General features: G+C 50.2%; 18 protein-coding genes. 11 read left to right on the top strand and 7 right to left on the bottom strand.

Annotated features, from left to right (window positions below; genetic code table 11):
• Positions 1-257: 257 nt before the first annotated feature.
• From bluB to metH, 3 genes are all read right to left on the bottom strand, one after another.
• Positions 258-932, bottom strand: coding sequence for a 5,6-dimethylbenzimidazole synthase (gene bluB, locus CSQ88_RS15300; protein ID WP_099398953.1), 675 nt, complete (start codon positions 930-932; stop codon positions 258-260).
• A gap of 65 nt (positions 933-997) precedes the next feature.
• Positions 998-1633, bottom strand: a complete 636-nt coding sequence (locus tag CSQ88_RS15295; RefSeq protein WP_099398952.1) for an HD domain-containing protein — start codon at positions 1631-1633, stop codon at positions 998-1000.
• Between the two features lie 565 nt (positions 1634-2198).
• A complete protein-coding gene (gene metH, locus CSQ88_RS15290) occupies positions 2199-5948 on the bottom strand; it encodes a methionine synthase (RefSeq protein WP_099398951.1) in 3750 nt (1249 codons plus the stop codon).
• Here metH and CSQ88_RS15285 point away from each other — a divergent pair.
• The 8 genes from CSQ88_RS15285 (at position 5947) to CSQ88_RS15250 (ending at position 14597) form a co-directional block, all read left to right on the top strand.
• On the top strand, positions 5947-7188 hold the full coding sequence (locus CSQ88_RS15285; protein WP_306475248.1) for a quinone oxidoreductase: 1242 nt from the start codon (positions 5947-5949) through the stop codon (positions 7186-7188). The two genes, metH and CSQ88_RS15285, sit on opposite strands and share 2 nt — an antisense overlap.
• 4 nt (positions 7189-7192) lie before the next feature.
• On the top strand, positions 7193-7789 hold the full coding sequence (locus CSQ88_RS15280; RefSeq protein ID WP_099398950.1) for a YqiA/YcfP family alpha/beta fold hydrolase: 597 nt from the start codon (positions 7193-7195) through the stop codon (positions 7787-7789).
• 91 nt (positions 7790-7880) lie between these two features.
• Complete coding sequence (locus tag CSQ88_RS15275) at positions 7881-8789, top strand: Dyp-type peroxidase (RefSeq protein WP_099398949.1); 909 nt, start codon at positions 7881-7883, stop codon at positions 8787-8789.
• 197 nt (positions 8790-8986) lie between these two features.
• On the top strand, positions 8987-10180 hold the full coding sequence (locus tag CSQ88_RS15270; protein WP_099398948.1) for a branched-chain amino acid ABC transporter substrate-binding protein: 1194 nt from the start codon (positions 8987-8989) through the stop codon (positions 10178-10180).
• A gap of 485 nt (positions 10181-10665) precedes the next feature.
• Positions 10666-11292 carry a TetR/AcrR family transcriptional regulator gene (locus CSQ88_RS15265; RefSeq protein ID WP_099398947.1) on the top strand — a complete coding sequence of 209 codons (627 nt, stop codon included), beginning with the start codon at positions 10666-10668 and terminating at the stop codon, positions 11290-11292.
• Positions 11293-11295: 3 nt separating this feature from the next.
• Complete coding sequence (locus CSQ88_RS15260; protein ID WP_099398946.1) at positions 11296-12414, top strand: methyltransferase; 1119 nt, start codon at positions 11296-11298, stop codon at positions 12412-12414.
• Positions 12389-13201 (top strand): alpha/beta fold hydrolase, encoded by an 813-nt coding sequence (locus CSQ88_RS15255; protein ID WP_218963113.1) that lies wholly within the window; start codon positions 12389-12391, stop codon positions 13199-13201. The genes CSQ88_RS15260 and CSQ88_RS15255 overlap by 26 nt, the downstream gene beginning before the upstream one ends.
• A gap of 454 nt (positions 13202-13655) precedes the next feature.
• A complete protein-coding gene (locus tag CSQ88_RS15250; protein ID WP_143449488.1) occupies positions 13656-14597 on the top strand; it encodes an SAM-dependent methyltransferase in 942 nt (313 codons plus the stop codon).
• Positions 14598-14665: 68 nt separating this feature from the next.
• Here CSQ88_RS15250 and CSQ88_RS23205 read toward each other — a convergent pair whose 3' ends face one another.
• The gene (locus CSQ88_RS23205; RefSeq protein WP_099398943.1) at positions 14666-16645 is read right to left on the bottom strand and encodes a methyl-accepting chemotaxis protein; all 1980 of its coding nucleotides are present in this window, start codon (positions 16643-16645) and stop codon (positions 14666-14668) included.
• Between the two features lie 146 nt (positions 16646-16791).
• On the opposite strand from CSQ88_RS23205, the gene CSQ88_RS15240 reads away from it, so the two are divergent.
• Positions 16792-17580 carry an ABC transporter substrate-binding protein gene (locus CSQ88_RS15240; protein WP_099398942.1) on the top strand — a complete coding sequence of 263 codons (789 nt, stop codon included), beginning with the start codon at positions 16792-16794 and terminating at the stop codon, positions 17578-17580.
• Here the strand turns inward: CSQ88_RS15240 and CSQ88_RS15235 are convergent.
• The gene (locus tag CSQ88_RS15235) at positions 17577-18581 is read right to left on the bottom strand and encodes a patatin-like phospholipase family protein (protein WP_099398941.1); all 1005 of its coding nucleotides are present in this window, start codon (positions 18579-18581) and stop codon (positions 17577-17579) included. The two genes, CSQ88_RS15240 and CSQ88_RS15235, sit on opposite strands and share 4 nt — an antisense overlap.
• Positions 18582-18745: 164 nt before the next feature.
• Between CSQ88_RS15235 and CSQ88_RS15230 the strand changes: the two genes are divergently transcribed.
• Positions 18746-19126 (top strand): hypothetical protein, encoded by a 381-nt coding sequence (locus tag CSQ88_RS15230; RefSeq protein WP_099398940.1) that lies wholly within the window; start codon positions 18746-18748, stop codon positions 19124-19126.
• Between the two features lie 51 nt (positions 19127-19177).
• On the opposite strand, the gene CSQ88_RS15225 is transcribed toward CSQ88_RS15230, so the two are convergent.
• Positions 19178-20056 carry an MBL fold metallo-hydrolase gene (locus tag CSQ88_RS15225; RefSeq protein ID WP_099398939.1) on the bottom strand — a complete coding sequence of 293 codons (879 nt, stop codon included), beginning with the start codon at positions 20054-20056 and terminating at the stop codon, positions 19178-19180.
• A 171-nt stretch (positions 20057-20227) separates the two neighbouring features.
• Here CSQ88_RS15225 and CSQ88_RS15220 point away from each other — a divergent pair, with 171 nt between their 5' ends.
• Positions 20228-21118, top strand: a complete 891-nt coding sequence (locus CSQ88_RS15220) for a LysR family transcriptional regulator (RefSeq protein WP_306475247.1) — start codon at positions 20228-20230, stop codon at positions 21116-21118.
• Positions 21119-21125: 7 nt separating this feature from the next.
• On the opposite strand, the gene CSQ88_RS15215 is transcribed toward CSQ88_RS15220, so the two are convergent.
• On the bottom strand, positions 21126-21839 hold the full coding sequence (locus tag CSQ88_RS15215) for a hypothetical protein (protein WP_099398938.1): 714 nt from the start codon (positions 21837-21839) through the stop codon (positions 21126-21128).
• Positions 21840-21906 lie beyond the last annotated feature (67 nt).

The following is a 21906-nucleotide window of genomic DNA, read 5'->3' as shown; positions in this document are numbered from 1 at the left end:
TCGTTTTGATACCTGCTTCGCCAGTTAAATATTGCTGAACGACAGAGAGCTTGAATTGCGTTGAGTACTTGGACATAAAAACACCCCAAAAATATGGACGGGTGTCCAACTTTTGGGGTGCAGTTCATAAAGCGGCTTTTTTTACGTCTGATGAGTCAGTGTGGTGATTAAAGCGTCATCCCCGAGTGTTTTTATCTGGGATCCAATCAAGGTGACAATCGATTTGAAATGTTGCGAGCGGGTTGAGGCAAGCGCACTTAATAACTGATTGGCGTGCTGTGATCGCCTTCTGGCCAGCTGTTTTCAAAAAAGATCTGCTCCTGCTCCAGACGGCAGCCCCAGCCCAGGCGCTCCAGCGTGGGTTTTTCCGGAAACGCTTCCACCTGCCCAAGGCAAAGAATCGCAATCGGCTTTGCGCCCTCCGGCATTTTTAACAGCCGCGCTAGATCTTCCGGTTCAAAGATCGATACCCAGCCCATACCAATGCCTTCGGCCCGTGCCAAGAGCCACATATTCTGAATGGCGCAGGATGCAGAAGCCAAATCCATCTCCGGCAGGGTGCGGCGGCCAAAAATATGCTTCTCGCGCCCGTCCATTAAAGCCACCACCAATACTTCGGCGCATTCTGCCAAGCCATCTACTTTTAGCCGCATAAATTCCTGCTGACGGCTGGGCAGCGCCGCCGAGGTGCGCTCGCGCTCGGCATCTACCAGCGCATGTACTTGCCCGCGCAGTGCCGCATTGGTGATATGCAGAAAGCGCCATGGCTGCATAAAGCCTACAGACGGGGCCATTTGCGCCGCTTCAATTAAGCGAGGCATCAGCCCCTCTGGCAGCGGCCCGGTTTTAAACTGACGAATATCCCGCCGCTGGCTCATCAGCCGGGTCAGGCTTTCGATTTCGCTGTCTGAAAAACGATGTGAGTTGGGCATGGGGAGTCCGGGGCTGGTGATGGGATTGTTGGTGCTTGGGCAAGCTCTTAGTGCTTTAGCCTATCTTAGAGAATTTCTGTTTCTAAGGCGGCTAAATAATTTTTCATGATTTCAATCCGCCGCAGGCCTTCTGCTTTACCTGCACTTGTTTTTAAGGTTTCAGCCGTTTTGAATAATTTTTTATAGAAATGATCAATGGTGAATTGAGCATCATCCGGCGCTCTTTCGCTGCAGAAGGGATCATGATCGGCGTAAAAAGCTCTTTTTAATAAGCCTGCGGTTGCAAAGCACCGAGCGATGCCTATTGCGCCAAGGCCATCCAGTCTGTCGGCGTCCTGAACGATTTTGGCCTCCAGTGTGGTGACTTCAATATTGGCACTAAAGCTGTGCCCTTCTATAGCATGGGCAATTGCCGGGTAAAATTCTGCCGGATATTGAATTGAGCTTAAATACTCAATCGCGCCTTCGGCAGATAATTTGGAAGCACGGCTGCGCAGCGGGCTGTCTTTGGGCACAATCACAAAATCATGCAGCCATGCCGCAGGGATAATGACTTCTAATTGTGCGTTTTCTGCGATGCCTATTTTTTTAGCCAACTGAACAACTCTTTTAAAGTGCAGCAAATCATGGGCTGGATCGTCACTTGTTGCGATGGTCGCCATCTTATTTTCAAATTGTTTTTCCCATTCACTGAGCTGCATTTTTTATCCTTATTTATTTGCCATGGGCATTTACTTTGTATTTTGCGATATAGGCTTGTTTTATTAAAAGAAGAGACATCGCCTGCTCCACTTAATTTGATTGTTCATTATGAATTGATGAGGCGCTGCTGTAGATATTTGTTTGCTCTTTGTGAATAACTGATGCAGCGCCATGTATATCTTTTTAGTGCCTTCGGCACGTTGATTTAGGTGCGGCATCCCCGCGAAGTATTTAATTTCTGAACGGTCAAGAAAGTAAGCAAAACCGCAACCTCAAAAGCGAAGGCCCCTCACTGCGGATAATCGGCTCGGCGAAAAAGGCTGCTCGGGAGCAAGCCCGCTACCCCTTTTCCGAAACCCCGAGCCGCTTATTCCTTGTGTTGCGGCTTCAAGGGGATTTGAAGCCCCGTGTAGAGAGCCGCGATATATATTTATTTGGCTGAGGTTGAAACTACTCAAACCCATAATAAATGGCCTAGTTGAAAATAGGTTTTCCTCCGTGTTCTCTGTGCCCTCCGTGGTTCAAGACTTGGGTTTGTTTTGAGTAAATTATCCACCCACAAAATCAGGCGTTATATGCCAGATTAGGTGCCAAATCGCGTTCGGCTTGCTCGATTGTTACCCCACGCCGCGCCGCATAGCTTTCCACCTGATCCTTCTCTATTTTACCCACGGCAAAGTACTGGGCTTGCGGGTGGCTGAAGTAGAAGCCACTCACTGCTGCGGTTGGCAGCATGGCGTAGCCCTCAGTGAGGCTCATGCCAATGCTGGCGGGGTCAATCAAATTAAATAAGCCGGTTTTGGGCGTGTGATCTGGGCAGGCGGGGTAGCCGGGGGCGGGGCGGATGCCTTGGTATTTTTCGTCGGTTAAATCATCCACATGCAGGTTTTCATCCGGCACATAGCCCCATAGCTCTTTGCGGATTTTCTCGTGCATATATTCGGCAAAGCCTTCGGCAAAACGATCGGCGAGAGCCTTCACCATAATGGCGTTGTAATCGTCGTCGGCTTTTTCAAATCGTTCTACGTGCGGGTCGATATTCAGCCCGCCGGTGACGGCAAATGCGCCGATATAGTCAACCACGCCGCTGTCTTTTGGGGCGATAAAGTCAGCCAAGCACCAGTTTGGCTTACCAGCCGCTTTGGCATTTTGCTGGCGTAGATTGTGCCAAGTCATTAGCCGCTCGCCGCTTTCGGGGTGATAGATTTCAATATCGTCTTCCACGCTGCTTGCTGGGAAGAGGCCGATCACGCCATTGGCTTGCACCCACTCGCCTTCTATCATTTTGGCTAGTAGCACTTGGGCGTCGGCAAAGAGGGCGGTGGCAGCTTCACCCACTACTTCGTCGGTCAGAATGCGCGGATATTTACCGGCCAGCTCCCATGCGTTAAAGAAGGGGCTCCAGTCGATATAGGGGGCGATATCGCATAGCGGTACTTTTTCAAAGCGCATCACACCCAGCTGCTTCGGCTTGGGCGGGGTGTAGCTGGTCCAGTCGATTTCAAATTTATTGGCGCGGGCGGTGGCTATTGGCAGTAGCTTGCTCTTGCCTTTGTTCTCATGAATGGTGCGAATATTCTGGTATTCGGCGCGTAGCTTTTCCATAAAGGCGGGCTTGAGCTCGTCGCTTAATAGATTGGAGCAGACGCCTACCGCGCGGCTGGCATCGGGCACGTACACCACGGGGCCGTTGGCGTAGCCCGGCTCAATTTTGACGGCGGTGTGTACTTTGGATGTGGTGGCTCCGCCAATCAGTAGCGGAATATCAAAGCCTTGGCGCTGCATTTCTTTGGCCACATGGCTCATTTCTTCCAGGCTTGGGGTAATCAGGCCGGATAGGCCTATCATATCCGCGCCGATTTCTTTGGCGGTATCGAGGATTTTTTGCGCGGGCACCATCACGCCAAGGTCGGTCACCTTGTAGTTATTACAGCGGAGCACCACACCCACGATATTCTTGCCGATATCGTGCACATCGCCTTTTACTGTGGCCATCACAATATTGCCTTTGGCGGGTGCATCCTGCAGGCCCATGGCGATTTTTTCTGCCTCGATAAAGGGCTCTAAATGGGCGACGGCGGCCTTCATCACGCGGGCGGATTTCACCACCTGCGGCAAAAACATCTGGCCCGATCCAAACAGATCGCCCACATGGTTCATACCATTCATCAAGACGCCTTCAATCACATGAATCGGGCGCTCGCAGGCAAGGCGGGCTTCTTCGGTGTCTTCCAGAATAAAGGTGGTATTGCCGCGTACCAGCGCGTGGGTAATGCGCTCTTGCAGGGTGCCATTGCGCCAACCCAGATCCTCGGTTTTCCCTTGGCTGGCGTCGCCTTTAAAGCGCTCGGCAATTTCGATCAGGCGCTCGGTGACATCCAGATTGCCGGTCGTGAGTGGTGCTCCGGCGCTGGTTCCGGCGGGCAGCATCAGTACCACGTCTTCGATTAAATCGCGTAATTCGCGTGGCACTTCTTCGTAAACTTCCAGCGCGCCCGCGTTCACAATCCCCATCGTCATGCCTTTTTTAATGGCGTGATAGAGGAAAACGGCGTGGATGGCTTCGCGCACCTTATTATTGCCACGGAAGGAGAACGACACATTCGATACGCCGCCGCTCACCTTGGCGTGTGGCAGATTTTGGTGAATCCAGCCAGTGGCTTCGATAAAGTCCAGCCCATAGCGGGCGTGCTCTTCAATGCCAGTGGCCACGGCAAAAATATTCGGGTCGAAAATAATATCGGCCGGGTCCATACCCACTTCATCGACCAGAATGCGGTAGCTCTTTTCGCAGATTTCTACTTTGCGTGCATAGGTATCGGCCTGACCCACCTCATCGAAGGCCATCACAATCACGGCTGCACCGTAGTCTTTGACTAAGCGAGCGTGGTGCTTAAAGGCCTCCACGCCTTCTTTCATCGAGATCGAGTTAACAATGCACTTGCCCTGCACGCACTTCAAACCCGCCTCGATGACATCCCATTTGGAGGAGTCGATCATGATCGGCACGCGCGAGATATCCGGCTCGGCGGCGATCAGGTTCAGAAAGGTGACCATGGCCTTATGGGCGTCCAGCATGCCCTCGTCCATATTGATGTCGATCACTTGTGCGCCGTTTTCTACCTGCTGACGAGCTACCACCAAGGCTTGCGCGTAATCGCCGTTTAAAATTAAGCGGGCAAAGGCTTTGGAGCCGGTGACGTTGGTGCGCTCACCCACGTTTACAAATAAATCGTTGTCGCCAATATTAAATGGCTCAAGGCCAGAGAGGCGGCATTTGGCCTCGATCTCTGGCAGGGCGCGTGGCGGCAGATCTTTGACTGCCGCATACATGGCGGCGATGTGTGCTGGCGTGGTGCCGCAGCAGCCGCCCACAATATTGATCAGGCCGGATTCGGCCCATTCTTTGATCGACTCGGCCATCATGGCCGGGTCCAAATCGTAGCCACCAAAAGCATTCGGTAAGCCCGCATTTGCATGGACTGAAACAAAGCTCTCTGAAATGCGGCTCATTTCTTCAACATACTGGCGCAGCAAATCAGGGCCCAGTGCACAGTTCAGCCCGTAGCTGATGGCGTCGGCGTGGCGCAGGCTGTTGTAAAAGGCTTCGGTGGTCTGGCCGGTTAAGGTGCGGCCGGATTGGTCGGTAATCGTGCCGGAAACCATGACCGGCAGTTGATCTTGTTTGGCGATATTATTTTTGCGGAAATACTGTTTAATCGCGAACACGGCGGCTTTGGCGTTCAGTGTGTCGAAAATCGTTTCCACCAGCAGGATATCGGCTCCGCCTTTCACCAGGCCATCAATCGCCTCCAGATAGCTTTCAACCAGCGCATCAAAGGTAACATTGCGATAGCCAGGGTCGTTTACATCGGGGCTGATCGAGCAGGTGCGGTTGGTTGGGCCTAATACCCCGGCGCAGTAGCGCGGCTTGTTGGGGGTTTTTGCGGTTTGCGCCACGCATAAATCTTTTACCAGCCTGGCAGCGGCAAAATTAAGCTCCCAAACCAGGCTTTCCATTTCGTAATCGGCCATGGCAATCGAGGTGCCGTTAAAGCTATTGGTCTCGATAATATCCGCACCGGCATCCAGATAAGCCTGATGGATTTTAGCGATGATCTGCGGCTGGCTCAGCACCAGCAAATCGTTATTGCCCTTTACATCACAGTGCCAGTCGGCAAAGCGTTCCCCTCGATAATCGGCTTCTTGCAAATCGTAAGCCTGAATCATCGTACCCATACCGCCGTCTAAAATCAGAATGCGCTGTTTGAGCTGGTTTTGTAGTTCTGAATGAAGACTCTGGTGGCGGATCATGAGCGTGTCCAATCTGGGCTTAATACAAAGCTGGCAATTTTACCATGGTAAGGCCAGGTTTTTGGCCTGCCAGGGCGGGCTTTTACCTGATGATGGGCTTTTTACACTTTTTAAGGTTATTGCCGTGGGTCTGATGATTAATTTGCATTCGGGCCGCGTAATTTCAATTAATTCCGGTGCGGTAAGCTTGCACTCGCGCTATGGTTTGTCTTTTGCTTGTTTGTTTTTAGCTGGATTATTTTGTCAGCTTTCTCTACTCAAAGGAAAAGTGATGCAAACTCAGGTGATTCGTATCCATCAGCATGGTGATAGCAGCGTTATGCAGCTTGAAACTTCCTCAGTAGCAGCGCCTCAGGCAGGGGAGGTCTTGCTGAAACAAACTGCAATTGGCGTTAATTTTATTGATACCTATCATCGGTCGGGCTTATATCCGCTCAGCCTGCCTTCTGGTTTAGGTGTAGAAGCGTGCGGTGTGGTCGAGGCGATTGGTGCGGGTGTGACTGAATTTAAGCCTGGTGACAGGGTGGCTTATGCAGGCGGCGCGCCCGGGGCTTACGCTGCACACCGGGTGATGCCTGCAGATAAACTGGTGCTTGTTCCGGCCGGGGTGAGTGATGAGATTGCAGCGGGAACCCTGCTGCGGGGAATGACTGCACAATATTTGCTTAAGAAAACTTTTCCTGTGCATGTAGGGCAAACCATTTTATTTCATGCTGCTGCCGGTGGTGTGGGCCAGCTGGCCTGCCAGTGGGCGCGGGAGCTGGGCGCAACTGTGATTGGTACGGTGGGTTCTGAAGAAAAAGCAAAGATTGCGCGCAGCTATTGCGATCATATTATTGGCTACGAGCACTTTTCTGAGCAGGTGCGTGAAATAACAGGTGGCAAGGGCGTTTCTGTGGTGTATGACGGAGTAGGGGCGGATACTTTTGCAGGATCGCTGGATTGCCTGGCACTACGCGGCATGCTGGTGAGCTTTGGGAATGCATCCGGGCCTGTACCTGCTTTTGAGCCCGCTATTCTGGCTCAAAAAGGTTCGCTTTTCTTTACACGTCCTACACTGGGACATTACACCTCAACAAGAGCCGAGCTGGTGAATACAGCAGCAGACTATTTCCATGCCGTGCGCCGTGGCTTACTGAAGCCGGAAGTTGGCCAGAGCTATGCATTAGCAGATGCCGCACAGGCTCATCAGGATTTAGCGCTGCGTAAAACGCAAGGCTCTACCTTATTACGGCCTTAATATAATGTCATACCGCCCGCATATTATTTATCTGCACGGATTTTTATCCAGCCCTCTATCCCAAAAAGCGCAGGAAATGGCCACATGGATGAGTGAGCAGGGCTTGCAGGATTATTTTCATTGCCCTCAGCTGCCTATGGATCCCAATGCAGCGGGGGTGTTGCTTCAGGGTTTGTTTTTTCATTTAGCAAACGAAGATGTTTGTGTGGTCGGCAGCTCTTTGGGTGGTTTTTTTGCTACATGGGCAGCAGAAACCTTTGCATGCAGGGCGGTATTGATTAATCCTGCGGTAAGGCCTTATGACAGAATTAATGAGTATTTAGGGCCGCAGCGTAATTATCAAACCGGTGAAATACATATTATCGATATTCGTTTTGCGGAGCAGCTCAAAGAGTTTGAGCGCCAGCCAAGCCAGCCAAACCGATACTGGCTGCTAACTCAGACGGGTGATGAGGTGCTGGATTATCAAGCCGGAGTGAACTATTACTCTGCTTGTCGTCAAACAATCATCAAAGGGGGCGATCATGGTTTTGCAGATTTTCAGCAGTGGCTGCCCGAAATATGGGGCTTTGCCCAGGGCAAAGAAAACTGCAGACGGTGATGGTTTGCATGGCTGGGTTTTAACAAAATTGAGTGTTTTTAAGGCGGAATGCTCCGCCTGATGTCTGAGATTTTTGCTTAAGGATTAAAGCATGACTCCACAAAGTGGAATTCTTCCTCCCGCCAACGGGCACGCGCTATTTACTTTATTCCGGCGGCGTTTGGGCAGGCGTGCTGATGCGCGCTTAAAAGCGCTTCTGGCCAGTGTTTCAGACCGGGTTATTCATTTACAGGGTGAAGACCCGCAAGCCAGCGGAGTGATTGCTTTTGGCCCTCATGTCTGGCCGGAGCTTTACAGCAGCAAGCCAGCTTTGCTGCGTGATTTTCCTTCCATATCAGGCGCTATTCACCCCGCTCCGGCCAGCGAGGTTGATGTACTGCTTCATTTGCGCGGTGAGCGCTACGATTTGCTGCATGAGTTTGCTGATCAGCTGAGTGCTGAAATGTCAGAATGGCTGGATGTGATCGAAACTGTGCATGGTTTTCGCTACCGGGATGCCCGTGATTTAACCGGCTTTGTGGATGGTACCGAAAACCCGGTTGGTGAAGAGCGGGCAGAAGTGGCTTTGCTGGCTGATGGAGATTGGGCAGGCGGCAGTTATATTCATTTGCAGCGCTATGTGCACCGTATGGAGCAATGGAAAAAGCTACCGGTGCGTCAGCAGGAGGCGGTGATTGGGCGCACTAAAGACACGAATGAAGAATTACCGGATGAAGACAGGCCGCATACAGCGCATATCAGCCGGGTGATTATTGAAGAAGACGGCGAAGAGCTGGCGATGCTCAGGCATTCAATGCCCTATGGCTCGCCAGGCGGTGATAAAGGGCTGTATTTTATTTCTTACTGTAAAACACCTGTTGTGTTTGAAAAAATGCTGACCAGAATGGTGGCCCCTACATCAGATGGCAGAGTTGATCATTTGCTCAATTTCACTCGTGCAGTGACGGGCGCTGCATTTTTTGCCCCAGGTATTGAGCAGCTGAAGCAGTTACAAAAATAAAAAAGCAGGCGGCTTATGGGGTGTTTTCACCACATATAGCCGCTATTGCTTGCATTTTAAGCGGTGTTGCCGCTTAACTTGCTTTTTGCTGGCATCTTTTGCATGGACCAAGCAAAACCCTGTTCAGGAAACTCCCGATTGCTGTAAAAAATGAACACGATCACATTGCATAAACACATTCGAGGGGAGTTTTGTTTATGCAATTCGTTCAGAAATCGGCAGCTTTATCTGCGGCTCTTGCTTTAGCGCTGACAGCTTGTGGCCAAAAGCCAGAAAGCAACACCGCTGCATCTGCCCCAGCGCCTGCTGTAGCTGCTGCTGGTGATTCTTCGGTCGTCAAAATTGGTTTTGCAGCACCGCTTACAGGGCCACAAGCGCATTACGGCAAGGGCTATCAAAACGGTGTGCAGCTGGCCATCGACGATGTAAACGAAACAAAACCGACTCTGGATGGTAAGGCCGTTAAATTTGAGCTGGTGGCCGAAGACGATATGGCCGATCCAAAAACGGCTACTCAGGTTGCCGAGAAATTTGTAGATGCAAAGGTTGCAGGGATTATTGGCCACTTTAATTCTGGTTGTGCCATTCCGGCTTCCAAGATTTACTCCGATGCCGGCATGCCGCAGATTGCCATGGCTACCGCGCCTGCTTATACCGCTCAAGGCTTTAAAACCACATTCCGCTCGCTGACTTCTGACTCTCAGCTTGGCTCAGTCATTGGTAAATATACGGTAGAAAAACTTGGCGCTAAGAAGATTGCCATCATTGATGATCGCTCTGCTTACGGCCAGGGCCTCGCTGATGAATTTGAAAAGGCGGCCAAAGCCGCAGGCGCTGAAATTGTTAAACGCGAATTTACCAGCGATAAAGAAACCGATTTCACTTCGATTCTGACCTCCATCAAGGGCGCTAAGCCAGACGTAATTTTCTACGGCGGCACCGATGCACAATCCGGCCCGATGGCACGTCAAAAGAAACGTTTAGCCATTGCAGCACCCATTGTTTCGGGTGAAATGACCCGCTCAGATACCTTCCTGAAATTAGCAGGCCCGGATGCTGAAGGCACGATTGCTGCGCTGGCAGGTCAGCCATTAGATTTAATGCCAGGTGGTAAAGACTTTGCCACTCGTTATAAAGCCAAATACGGCGAGCTGGAAATTTACACTCCGTACGGCTACGACTCTACCCGCCTGATGCTGGCCGCAATGCAGGCAGCTGGCTCGGCCAGCCCTGCTAAATACCTGCCTGTGCTGGCTAAAATCAAGCACAGTGGTGTGACATCAAGCAATATCAGCTTTGACGATAAAGGCGATTTGCAAGACGGCAGCCTGACGGTCTACAAAGTAAAAGGTGGCAAGTGGGAAGTATTGGAAACACTTGGCGGTAAGTAATATTACGCCAGTCTGCTTGCAGGCTGGCTTGCAAGACTCTCTCTTCGTGCAAACTGGTCCGCTGGTTTGCATTTTTTTATGCGTGGGAAAAAACCTGTAGACACAGAGATCGGTAGAGAACACAGAGCTCACTGAGAAAACCGAGTTTAAATCTGTTCCTGCTCATAAAAATTCCTCAGCTTAAAGCTGAGTGAGCAAAATATCGAGCCACAGAGAGCTGCGGAATCTTACTCAATTTATCCACCCGAATTCATCGAACATTGTCACCCCGCTTAACAATACCTACAAACGAGGGTTAATACTCTATTGAAATGCTAGGTTAGACTGAGCGACAGGCCGTTATTGGCCAGAAACAGCCCTCCGAGACCGGCCATTCCCCTAAAGAAATCATTCAATCACGCGCCTGATTTTGATTGACGAAACGGTTACAGTCTTCGTTACCGTGAGTGCTAGACTGTTTTGCATCAATTTCAGGGAAGCAGATCATGGGCAATCTTGATGCGTCAGAACCAGTCAGAGCCCGCCTTGTCCGGGCCGCGTTGGATTGCTTTCTTGCTGACGACTACCACCGCGTCACTACAAGGTTGATTGCCGAGCGGGCTGGGGCAAATGTTTCGATGATCCGCTACTACTTCGGTAACAAGGAGGGGCTTTATGAGGAGATGATCCGCGAGACGCTTAACCCGATGCTTGATGTGCTCGACAGTCCGATGATGGCGTCGGTTACAGGATTCACGGAGTTCCTTCGCTTGTACTACGACACCATGACTGCCCGGCCGGAGTTTCCAAAACTTATCCTCAAAGTGTTGGCACTCAACCAAGGCCCTGGACGCCGATTCATCCAACAATTGCTGGAACGCGGACGAACGAATGGCGCTCGGAAGGTATCCGCCATGAAGGCGGATGGACAAATTTCCTCAGGTATCGATCCCGACATCCTGCGTTTGGCATTTGTGAGCCTAGCCATGACGCCCATCCTGCTCAAAGACATCTTCGAGGAGCAAATGGGGCAACCCATGGATTCAGCGTTCCTGGATAAGTTGGCTGCCTTCAACGGGCACCTCTTTTCAGCTGGATTAACACCAGATAGCGCAACGCAATTGAGGGAGTAAGGCATGTCATTCCAAAAAAATGCAGGGGCAGTCCGTCGCTACGCCAAGGTAATGAAATTTAGCGCATGGCTACAGGGGATACCAAACAAGGTCACTCCTCCACCATTCCGCCTTATGCAGATTAGTTCTGCCTTTTGGCAATCGAGGGCATTGTATGTTGCCGCTCGTCTGGATATCGCCACCGTCCTTGGTGACAAGGCAATTGACAATGAGGGGATCGCTTCACTGGTGAGTGCTAATCCGGATGCCCTTGGTCGCTTACTGCGACTGCTTGCCGCTATTGGTATATTTGAAGAAGCAGCGCCCCGGGTGTTCCGTAATAATAAGCTGTCAGCGTTTCTGCGAACTGATAATCCGCAAAACGTAAGGGCGATGATCCTCATGCATAACTCGGAAGCGATGAGTCACCCTTGGTTCGAGCAACTCGAGCAGGGGATACGGCAGGGGGTTCCACCATTCAAACTAAGCCATGATGAGGAACTATTTAGCTATCTTGATCACCATGCCGGCTTTGATGCTTTGTTTTCCGAGGCGATGGATAGTGTCGAAGTGCTGACTGGCGACAGCTTTGCCAGCGATTTTGACTGGAGCCGATTTGAGCGAATTATTGATGTGGGCGGCTCTCGCGGCACCAAGGCGTTGGCAATCATTAAACGTCACCCTCATCTGACGGCTCTGATACTTGATCGGGCCCAGGTGATTGCTGAGGCCGAGCGTTACTGGTCTAGCCAGCCAGTGAGCCGCGTAGAGCGCCTAGAATTTCAGGCGGGCGATCTTCTCCACGAAATTCCATCGGCACGAAGCGACAAAGATATTTACCTTTTGTCGGCCATACTTCATGGATTCGATGATTTGACATGCAAAACCATTCTGCACAAGCTGTCCAACGCCTGTGGCCGCACAGGTGCGCGCATTGCTTTGCTGGAAATGGTGTTACCCGAGACCGGTGCGGATGTCGCCGGAGCTTCTTTTGATATGCAGATGTTCATGGGAACGAGGGGGAGAGAGCGCACGTTGTGTGAATGGACAGTATTGTTCGAGAAGAGTGGGCTCGCTCTCGAGCAAGTGGTTGGTCTTCAATCGTTTGGGAGCATCCTTGTACTTCAGCCAATTCGGCACTGATCACGGCCGCCTCGTGGTCTTTTTTCATGGTGCCCCGGGAGCTTCGGAGGAAGCGCGTGTCTTTGATGAAGCCGCCAGGCAGCAAGATTTGACGATTATTTGCTTTGATCGTTTCTCGCTCGACATCTCGATTAAAGGCGAGGCGTACTACCAGCACTTGGCCAAAAGCATTGAAGGCGTCGCGAGCGGAAGACCCGTGGATTTCATCGGATTTTCAATCGGTGCATTTGTCGCCATCCAGACATGTCGTTATATGGCGGGCGGGGTCAAACATCTTCACTTGGTTTCTGCTGCTGCGCCACTTGATGCGGGAAATTACGTTGATGCCATGGCCGGCAAGGCGGTCTTTTACTTGGCAAAACATTTCCCAGCCTTGTTTCTCGTTCTTTCTTATTGGCAGGGATTACTCGCTTTTCTTTTTCCCTCCGCATTATTTCGATTGATTTTTGCGAATACCGCTGGCGCTGACAAATTGCTGGCAAAGGAACAGGGGTTCCGAACCAGCATGAGCAAGGTTTTACGCACATGCTTTGTCGGGCGTGTTCTGGGCTATATCAGGGATGTCGACGCATATGTGCAGCCCTGGCAAGCAACTTTGTCCGAGATTACGGTGAATACGTCGATATGGCATGGAAGTGAGGATAATTGGTCGCCAGCGGCTATGGCGGATTACTTGCAATCAGCCATTCCGGGCTGTACTTCGAAAAAGATATTCAACGGACTTTCACATTATTCCTGCCTTTACCAAGCGGCCGGCGAGCTTTGCAATAGGTCAGCGGGCGCATAAGGACGTAAGCACCCGGCGCAAGGGCGAGAGGGGGATCTCCGTGCCAAGCGTGCAATTGCCTCCTTGCATTTCACCACGCTGAATGACTGCTTCCCCATTCCGGGTACTTCCGCTTTGGGTCGGGAGCCGAACCCCTTGCATAAATGTACAAGTGCTATTGGCGACACCCGATAAGAACGGCTGGATAAATTGATACGAATCTGCAAGAACACAGAGTTCACAGAGGCAACGACAGATTCGATGGTTTCTCTGTGGCACTCTGTGCCCTCCTTTTACTCTGTGGCTTAGGGTTGAGCTCTCTATTGAGGCTGGATGAAGTATCCTGCAAAACAGGAGGCTACTTTTTTTTGCATGCTGATATCACTTGGTGTTTACAGGTTTTTTTACCCAGAATCAGTGCGTTTCAGTCTTTCCTGATTCAAAATGGCAGGGTGATGTAATCAGGAGCATTGCTTTGAATGATAAAACCCCTGAGCAGCAGTGGCAGTGGCTGCAGAGCGGGCCGGGTTTGGCGGCTTTAAGCGAGGCTTGCCCACAGGATTGGCTGCTGGTGCGGGATGAGCTGGCGGCGGTGTTTGCGCGGCGCAACCCGGCTGAGCTTAAGCAATTGGTTGAGCGCTCTTCACAGAGAATGAAGCCTGATGCGAGGTTTTTATCGGGCGAGCGAAATGGCCGTGCTTTTGCAGATTTTGTCCGTACTCAAATTCGCCAGCGTATGACGGAGCTTGCCCTGCGCCAATATGCTTTTTCTGCGGCCACGGGTGTATATCAGGGCAAGGTAAGGTTTAATTTCTTTAATGGTTTTTTGGCGCAAAAATTATTATTTAAGCATGATTTAGTCAGAAAATCGGTGTCGATGCGAGCATTTAAGCGCATTTGGCCACTGTTATGGCAAAAGCGGCTTTTGATGCCGCTGGTAGAAAAACATGGGATTTATTGTTTTTACAGCCGCGAGCTGATTGCAGGATTAGCCCGGATCATCGGCCAGCGCAGTTGCCTGGAAATTGCGGCAGGAGACGGCACGCTCAGCCGGTTTTTAAGCGATGAAGGCGCAGATATCACCGCCAGTGACGACTTTAGCTGGGGAAAAGTGCTGCAATATCCCGAATCTGTACAGCGCCTGGATGCTGCCGCCGCCATTGCCCGATTTAATCCACAGGTGGTGATTTGCTCGTGGCCGCCATCGGGAAATCGTTTTGAAAAACAGATTTTTCGCACCCGTAGCGTAGAAACTTATATCGTATTGGGCAGCCATTCACGCTTTATTACTGGTAATTGGGCCGATTATGAAGCACAAACGGCGTTTGACTGGCAGGAAGACGCCGTACTCAGCAAGCTGGTGCTGCCGCCTGAGTTAAAAGCCGGGGTATGGATATTTCAGCGTAAAAGTGCCTGAGTTTTATATCAGGATAACCAGCGTTTTACACAGGGGGCGCTATGAGTATAAAGCCACCCCTTGGCAGCTTAAATTTTTAATTTGCTGACGCTCTCTTGCAAACGAGATGCTACATGTTGCAGCTCTTCAGAGGCATGCAGGCCTTTTTCGGTATAGGCGCGGCTACCATCTGCTTCTCTGGCAATCGCTTCAACATGCATAGCCACATGCTCGCTGGCGGTGCGCTGCTCTACAAGGGTATCGCTGATTGAGCGCAATTGCCCAACCACACCACTCATTTGTTCGCGCATAGTGTTTACTGATGCGCTGATTTTTTGCGACATATTGCTGTTTTGTTCTACCTCGGCCACGCTGTGGTTCATGCTGCTGACGGCATCCTGCGTTGCGTGCTGAACTTTGCTGAGAACGCCGACGATTTCTGCAGATGAGCTGGATGTTCTTTTGGCCAGTTTGCGTACTTCATCGGCAACAACGGCAAAGCCCCGTCCTTGCTCTCCGGCACGGGCGGCTTCAATGGCGGCATTAAGCGCAAGTAAATTGGTTTGATCGGCAATTTCACGGATGACGCCGACCAGCGATGATATACGCGTGGATTCCGCACTCAGATGATTAATACTGCTGGATACGGTGTTAATACTATCGGCAATTTGCTGCATTTGGCCAAATGCCGAGTCTACTTCTGCCACGCTTTGAATTGCCTGAGCTTCGGATTTTGTCCCCAGTTCTAATGCATTCGTGGCATAAGATGCACTCTCCGCGATGCTGGTGGATAACTGTTCCACCGCACTGGAAACCATTTGAGTGGTTTCACTTTGCCGCACGGCCATATCGGCAATGCTGGCCACCGTTTTGGCGTATTCAATGGCGATATCACCCAGTAAAGTCGTGGCGATTTGCGTTTCGGCCACCATGCTGCGTAAATCTTTTTGCATACTATCAATGGCTTGCAGTAGGCTTCCCTGATCAGAAGGTGGAATAGGGACCGCTAAATTACCTGCGGCAATTAGCTTGACCAGAGCGACAACCGTATTGGGATCGCTGCCAAGCTGCATACTGAGAGCCCGATAAAATGCCCAGCCCAGCAAAATGGTGAGTATCAGTGCGGCAATCGCCGCGCCCACATAATTGTTACGCTGGCTGGTGAGGCCATCAACCCGTATTTGTAAAAGCTTATTGAGCGCCGCTTGCAGGTCCTTATTCAGCTCTGCCTGAGCATTGCTGCCTTGCGAGTGTTGCTGCAACAGAGCCGGCAAAGTTTCAGCTTTCAGATTTTCTAATGTCTGCGGGCTAAGCTGGCTTTGCAGCTTGTTGTATTGGCCGCTCATGGTATTTAAATGTTCATCAAAATGCTTATTCATGTCTGCGTTGTAATTGCCAACACGAATTAAATTTCCGGTGATCAGGCTGAGGTTTTGTTGGGCAAGCGGCTTGAGTTCGATAAGGCGGGTGGCCTGACCGGCATTTTCTGTTTTGAGCGAAATGGCGCCTCGTGCCATATGTTCACCCAGTAAATCCTGATAGGCAGGTAAGCGAAAGCAAACGGTATCCATCAGGTAATAGGTATCAATATCCGGATCGAGGGTAAGGTTAGACTGATCGCAAGCATCAGATATATGCTGGGTGATCAGGCTGGATATCGTGGCGTAGTTTTGCTCCGCGCCTTTGGGATCGGTGGCATTTTGCTTGCGAAATTCTTCCAACCCTTGGCGTAAAGCGCTTCTTTGCTTATCAAAACTTAAATCCTGGGCCAGTTGGCTTTGCTCTGCACTACCCAGCGTTTTTTCAAACTCACCGATCCACGAGCTGTCATTGCCTGGCTGCCCTGCTGATTTGGCTGCTCGCAGAGTTTGCAGACTGGTTTGCAAACTCATCCATGGCTGAATATAGGCCATGCCTTGCTGCTCGCGTGCAGAGAAAAGGAGGTTGGTTTCGGTCACTTTATAAAGTGAGTAGCCCAGAAAACAAATACCAATTGTTATTACAAGGCCCATGACGGCGAATCGGGCAGGGTAGCTGAGCGAGCGCATGAATCGTATTAAGTAGTTCATTAGCCTGATCCGAATAATGCTGAGCTTTCATTTTAGGATGGGATTGACTTTTGTTTATTGTAATTTATTTATGAGCGGCCAAAAGGAGTATTGGCTTTATTTAAGATTAATCTATTATGGAGCAAGGGCGGCTAAAGGCTAAGTTAATGTATAAGTTATCAATCTTTGTATTGTTGATGAATTTTGCACATGCCGACGTGATTGATCTTCATTTAATGCATCGGCGTGATCAGCAGCATCAGTATTATCATCGTTTATTACAGGAATCATTACAGGCAGAAGGGCATATAGTCAATGTCATGTCAGAGCCTGAAATGCCTGTGGTGCGTGTTAATAAGCTATTAGAGAGCGGTGATTTATCTGCACACTGGTTTTTACAAACGGCAGAGCGGGATAAGCGCTTCTTACGTGTTGATATTCCTTTAAGTTTTGGCCTGATAGGCCAGCGTTTATTACTGATTAAAAAAGGGCAAGCTGCAGCCTATTCCAGGGTGAAAACACTGGCAGATTTACAGGCAATTAATAAACGCGCAGGCATGGCTCAGGGCTGGTTTGATGTGATGGTTTGGAAAGAAAACCAATTGCCTGTGTATGAGCAAATTGGTGACTGGCAAGTTTTGTTTAAGCTTCTGGCGGCAGGTAACCGGGATGTTGATTATTTTCCGCGTGGTGCGATAGAGATTCAGGATGATCTGGCTGCACATCCGGATTTAGAGATAGAGCCGGATTTATTATTAAGCTATGAGCGTGATTTTGTTTTTTATGTTTCCCCGCGCTATCCACAGCTTAGAAATCAGATTGAAAAAGCATTAAAGGCGGCGCTGGCAAGTGGTTTGCAACGCCGCCTTTTTGATCAGTTGCTTTTCCCTAAAGTAAAGCAACTTAATTTAAATAAAAGAACGGTTATTAATTTAAATACTTCCAGTAAATATTAATTAATTAAATGTGCCAGTTTGGCGGCAGCGTAATTTTTTGCTGCCTGATACCCTGTCTGATAGAGCCTGTCCATATTGCTTCTGGACCAGTCAAATACATCCGGCAGATCTTTTTCTGCAATAGCATCAATTAAGGGTACTTTATGCAGGGTAATCCCTTCGCTATGCAGGGCCTCAAATAATTTAATATCGTCCCGGGCAATTTCTACCAGAGGGGTAATGATAGACATTACCCATGCATCGTATAAATCTTTGGGTTTACGGAGTAATTTTTCCGCACCCAGCAAATCAAAAACAATGATTTCTTCTAATCCAGGATGGTTTTTGCGCAGGTCTTTAAAGTTAAGACAGTCAATTGCTGCGCCTTCGATATAAAAATCCCCATCGATTTCGGTAGGCGGATAAAGATAGGGAAAAGACAATGCGGCTTGTAAATGCTTTAAATCAATTTGCCTGCGCGGCCAGTTTTCCATTTGATGCTGGCTCAGGTTATAGGCATTAAGCCAGAAATGGGCATCGCTGTTTTTCAGTGCTTCAAAATCAATTATTTGTTCGGCAAACGGTACATGAGCACAGAGGCCAAGTGAATCGCTGCTTAAATCACTGGGGCTGGCGCTGGCTATGGCCAGAGCGGCTCCGTCTTTTAATGTTTGTGCCCAAGGATTGCTGGCTGGCCATTGTTGCATCATTTGCAGTAATGGATTGGCCGCCAGCGCCTGACGGTAGGCCTCGGCCATGGGGCCGGGTTTATGGAAAACTTTAAAGTTCACCGGGAAGGCTCGGTAGATAAAATCAGCCACGCCCATTTCTTTTAAGCCGCGCAATGTGCTTACAACATCGCCGTTCTTCGGGGCAATATACATTAAGCCAAGCAGTGCCCCAGCCCCCGCTGTAGAGATAACATCCACCTTTACCCCAAGTTCGTGAAAGGCTTCTAAAGCCCCTGCAATCAAGGTGGAGTTGGGTGCACCCCCACTAATAATTAATGCTGTACGCGCCATGGCTTTCCCCAATAAATAGTTTGCTTACGCATAAACAATACTCCGCTTTGTTGCGCTGCGATATCTCATTTAAGCTAGCGCTAGTATGCACTTTCTTTGCCAGTGTGCAGATTTTTATCTGCTAGAACACAGTAAGGCCATGCTTAAGGCGAAGGAGTTTTATCATGAAGAATGAGAGTCCGCGTGGGAAGGTGAGTATTTTGTCCCGGGTTGATTTTATTCGTGTTGCATCTGCACAGTTAAGCGATGCAGTTTTGTTTCTGACTTACGATACAACGGATGAGCGAACGACTAAATCACGGGGGGCTTTGATCGATTATTTAAGTGATGCGGGCATGATTACGGTGGCGCAGGCGCTGGAAGAGCACCATTCTATTGTGATGTTTGAGCTGGCCAGTGATGCGGTGCGTGCATGGCAGCAAATTAATGATCACAGCCATGCGGTCGCTGCCCATGTGTTCTGGCATGGCCTGCAGGATGATGCCGTGCATTCTGCTGTGATTGCGGCAAAGCCCAGGGAAGTAAGCCCTCTGGCGCACCATTAAATAAAATAGCCCGGAAGATTTCCGGGCTTTTGTTTTACAGCAGGTGAGTGCTTACCACTTCATTTCGCCTTTGTTGACCTTTGCGCCAATTTCCAGCGCCATGCCAAGGCCAGCATCCGGATAGCGTTTTTTCATGGCCGCAATCAGCGCGGCAGAGTCTTTGGCTTTTGCCAGCTCAAGATCGTAGGCTTTCAGGTATTCACGGTTGTATTGCAGATGCTCAACAGTGAACGTTGTACCGGCTTTAAAGTGGCCTGGAACAACCACTTCAGGCTTCAGGTTTTCCATTTTATCGATCACTTTCAACCATTGTGCGCGCTTGGATACAGATGCATCGTCCGCAGTCCACAGGTGGAAGTTACCAAATACAGATACGCCGCCAGCGATGGTTTTGATCGATGGAATCCATACAAAGCTGTGCTCTGCGTTATCGCCATCCAGACCAACTACTTCTAATTTCTCGCCATCCACAGTCAGAGTGTTGCCTGATAACAGTGCAGGAACAACCGGGTGCTTAGGAGCGTTTGTCCCTAAGATCGGGCCCCAGTAAGCCATTTTCTTTGGCAGCGTTTGCTTGATATGAGCCACTGTAGGTGCGCTGGCTACAATTTTTACGCCAGGGAAAGCCTGGGTAATCACTTCAAGGCCGAAGTAATAATCAGGGTCACCGTGGCTGATATACACAGTGGTTAGTTTCTTGCCGCTGGCCAGAATATTGGCAACAACACGGTGGGCATCAGCAAGGGTAAATTGTGCATCAATCAGGATGGCTTCTGTCTTACCTGTTACCAGGGTCGAGGCCACGCCAAAGGTGCTTGGATCAGGGTTTGCATAAACTTCAAGTTTTAAAGGCGCTTCAGCGGCCTGAGCAGCGGCGATCAGGCCAAAAGACAGAGCAAGTGTGGATAAAACAGCAGCAGGTTTAAGCATGATTTGTTTCCTTGAATGTGTTTGGTTTTGCAATGGACGCTAGATTAGTTGTATACCGCGCACAGAAAAACCCCAAATCAGGCGTTAGTTTGTTGCATAATTCGAGCAGATGATGGATCTGCAAAAGGAGCAGCGCATGCTGTTACCAGGATGATGGACAGGCTGACCGCAATGCGGGTGTTTATTGAGGTTGTGGATCAGGGCAGCTTAACTGCTGCGGCAGATAAGCTGGATATGTCGCGGGCTATGGTTTCCCGCTATCTGGCCGAGCTGGAAGCATGGCTGGGGGTGAGATTATTGCACCGGTCCACCCGCAGCACAGGCCTGAGCAGTGCAGGACAGGATGCTTTGCCGCGATGCAGGCAAATGCTGGAGCTGGCCGATGATGTGCAGGGAATCACGCATAATCTGAACGCGGCGCCACATGGTTTGATTCGTGTGGCAAGCAGCAATTCCTTTGCTCAATCGCATTTAGCGGCGGCTGCTGCGGCTTTTGTTGCACAGTACCCGGATACCCAGGTCGAGCTGATTGTGGGTGACAGAAGCATCAATCTGGTCGAGGAGCGGATTGATTTAGCGATTCGGATTACCAACGATGTTGATCCCAATCTGATCGCCAGAAAATTAAGCATTTGCAGGTCTGTTGTATGTGCCACACCGGCCTATCTGGCAAAGCACGGCACGCCCCTGCACCCGGAAGACTTATTGCAGCACCAGTGCTTAAGCCATGCATTTTTTGGCAGAAATGGCTGGCGCTTTACTAAAAATGGCGAGCCTTTTTTGGTGAATGTGACCGGGGCGATTAGCGCGAATGACGCAAATGTAATTTTACAAGCGGCTTTGGCTGGGGCGGGCATTGCCCACCAGCCCACATTCAGCGCGGCACCCTATATAGAATCGGGTGAGCTGGTTCATTTACTGCCTGATTATCAGTCCGATGAGCTGGGGATTTATGGGCTGTATACCTCAAGACGGCATATGCCCAATATTTTGCGCAGCCTTTTAGATTTTCTGGCCGGGCGCTTTGGCAGCAAGCCAGGCTGGGATCAGTTTTTGCAATAGTTTTGTATTAAGCCTGTTCCTGAAAGCCTGGCTTTGTACCGTCCTGGCTTAAATCCAGATAACGAGGCCCGCCGGGAAGGTTGAGCAGTTGCAAGCTCATATCGCCCAGAAGCTTTAGCAGTGATTTGCCATCTTCTCCCTGCTTGAGCAATTGAAATGGCTGGCGCTCAGGCACGCTGCTTAAGCGTTTCAACAGGTTTTCTGCGGTGTCTGCAAATTGTGTGTTCAGATTGCCTGCGGGGGTATTTGTGGGCTTAGTTTCGGCGGCAGGCTGGAAGCTGCTGGCGCTGGCCCCTTCAATAATGGATTGATAACGAACGTCAATCTCAAAATCAAACTGGCGGCCATCGGCGGTAAATAGCTTACCCTTACCATTAAAGTGGCTGGCGTCTTCCAGCCTGAAGCCCGCTGCGGCACCGTTAGTGCTTTGCTGAGCTGCAGCGGCAAAGTTGGATGAGCTGCTTAACTGGGCCTGATCAAACTGAAAAGTCATGCCTTTGGCGGCGTCGCCAAAGAGTTGTTGGGCAAAACCTTGCATTAAATTTTGTGCTAAATCGGTGGTAGCTTTGCCTAAATCTTCGGCACGGCTTGCCAGCGCATCGCTGCTTTTTTGTACTGTGGTTTCAGGTTTATTGGCCTGCGTGCGGGCGACGCTGCTTTCTGCGGAAGACGCATAAGGATTCGGGATTGTGCGATTATTCAGCAGAGAGAGCGGGTTCATGGCCAGGTGCTCAAAAGTTGTTTATTACTTATCGGCTGAGTTTTGGTTTTTCTTGAGGGGCAGCATG

Origin of the sequence: Iodobacter sp. BJB302 (genome assembly GCF_002735645.1) — a bacterium.
Classification (GTDB): Bacteria; Pseudomonadota; Gammaproteobacteria; order Burkholderiales; family Chitinibacteraceae; genus Iodobacter.
The sequence above is the reverse complement of the archived record's forward strand: the minus strand, read 5'-3'. Positions and strand labels throughout refer to the sequence as shown.

Excerpts from the sequence above, each read along its gene's own strand:
- bluB (WP_099398953.1), bottom strand. The coding sequence starts at position 932 with ATGCCCAACTCACATCGTTTTTCAGACAGCGAAATCGAAAGCCTGACC.
- CSQ88_RS15295 (WP_099398952.1), bottom strand. The coding sequence starts at position 1,633 with ATGCAGCTCAGTGAATGGGAAAAACAATTTGAAAATAAGATGGCGACC.
- CSQ88_RS15285 (WP_306475248.1), top strand. The coding sequence starts at position 5,947 with ATGAGCGTGTCCAATCTGGGCTTAATACAAAGCTGGCAATTTTACCAT.
- metH (WP_099398951.1), bottom strand. The coding sequence starts at position 5,948 with ATGATCCGCCACCAGAGTCTTCATTCAGAACTACAAAACCAGCTCAAA.
- CSQ88_RS15280 (WP_099398950.1), top strand. The coding sequence starts at position 7,193 with ATGTCATACCGCCCGCATATTATTTATCTGCACGGATTTTTATCCAGC.
- CSQ88_RS15275 (WP_099398949.1), top strand. The coding sequence starts at position 7,881 with ATGACTCCACAAAGTGGAATTCTTCCTCCCGCCAACGGGCACGCGCTA.
- CSQ88_RS15270 (WP_099398948.1), top strand. The coding sequence starts at position 8,987 with ATGCAATTCGTTCAGAAATCGGCAGCTTTATCTGCGGCTCTTGCTTTA.
- CSQ88_RS15265 (WP_099398947.1), top strand. The coding sequence starts at position 10,666 with ATGGGCAATCTTGATGCGTCAGAACCAGTCAGAGCCCGCCTTGTCCGG.
- CSQ88_RS15260 (WP_099398946.1), top strand. The coding sequence starts at position 11,296 with ATGTCATTCCAAAAAAATGCAGGGGCAGTCCGTCGCTACGCCAAGGTA.
- CSQ88_RS23205 (WP_099398943.1), bottom strand. The coding sequence starts at position 16,645 with ATGAACTACTTAATACGATTCATGCGCTCGCTCAGCTACCCTGCCCGA.
- CSQ88_RS15240 (WP_099398942.1), top strand. The coding sequence starts at position 16,792 with ATGTATAAGTTATCAATCTTTGTATTGTTGATGAATTTTGCACATGCC.
- CSQ88_RS15235 (WP_099398941.1), bottom strand. The coding sequence starts at position 18,581 with ATGGCGCGTACAGCATTAATTATTAGTGGGGGTGCACCCAACTCCACC.
- CSQ88_RS15230 (WP_099398940.1), top strand. The coding sequence starts at position 18,746 with ATGAAGAATGAGAGTCCGCGTGGGAAGGTGAGTATTTTGTCCCGGGTT.
- CSQ88_RS15225 (WP_099398939.1), bottom strand. The coding sequence starts at position 20,056 with ATGCTTAAACCTGCTGCTGTTTTATCCACACTTGCTCTGTCTTTTGGC.
- CSQ88_RS15220 (WP_306475247.1), top strand. The coding sequence starts at position 20,228 with ATGCGGGTGTTTATTGAGGTTGTGGATCAGGGCAGCTTAACTGCTGCG.
- CSQ88_RS15215 (WP_099398938.1), bottom strand. The coding sequence starts at position 21,839 with ATGAACCCGCTCTCTCTGCTGAATAATCGCACAATCCCGAATCCTTAT.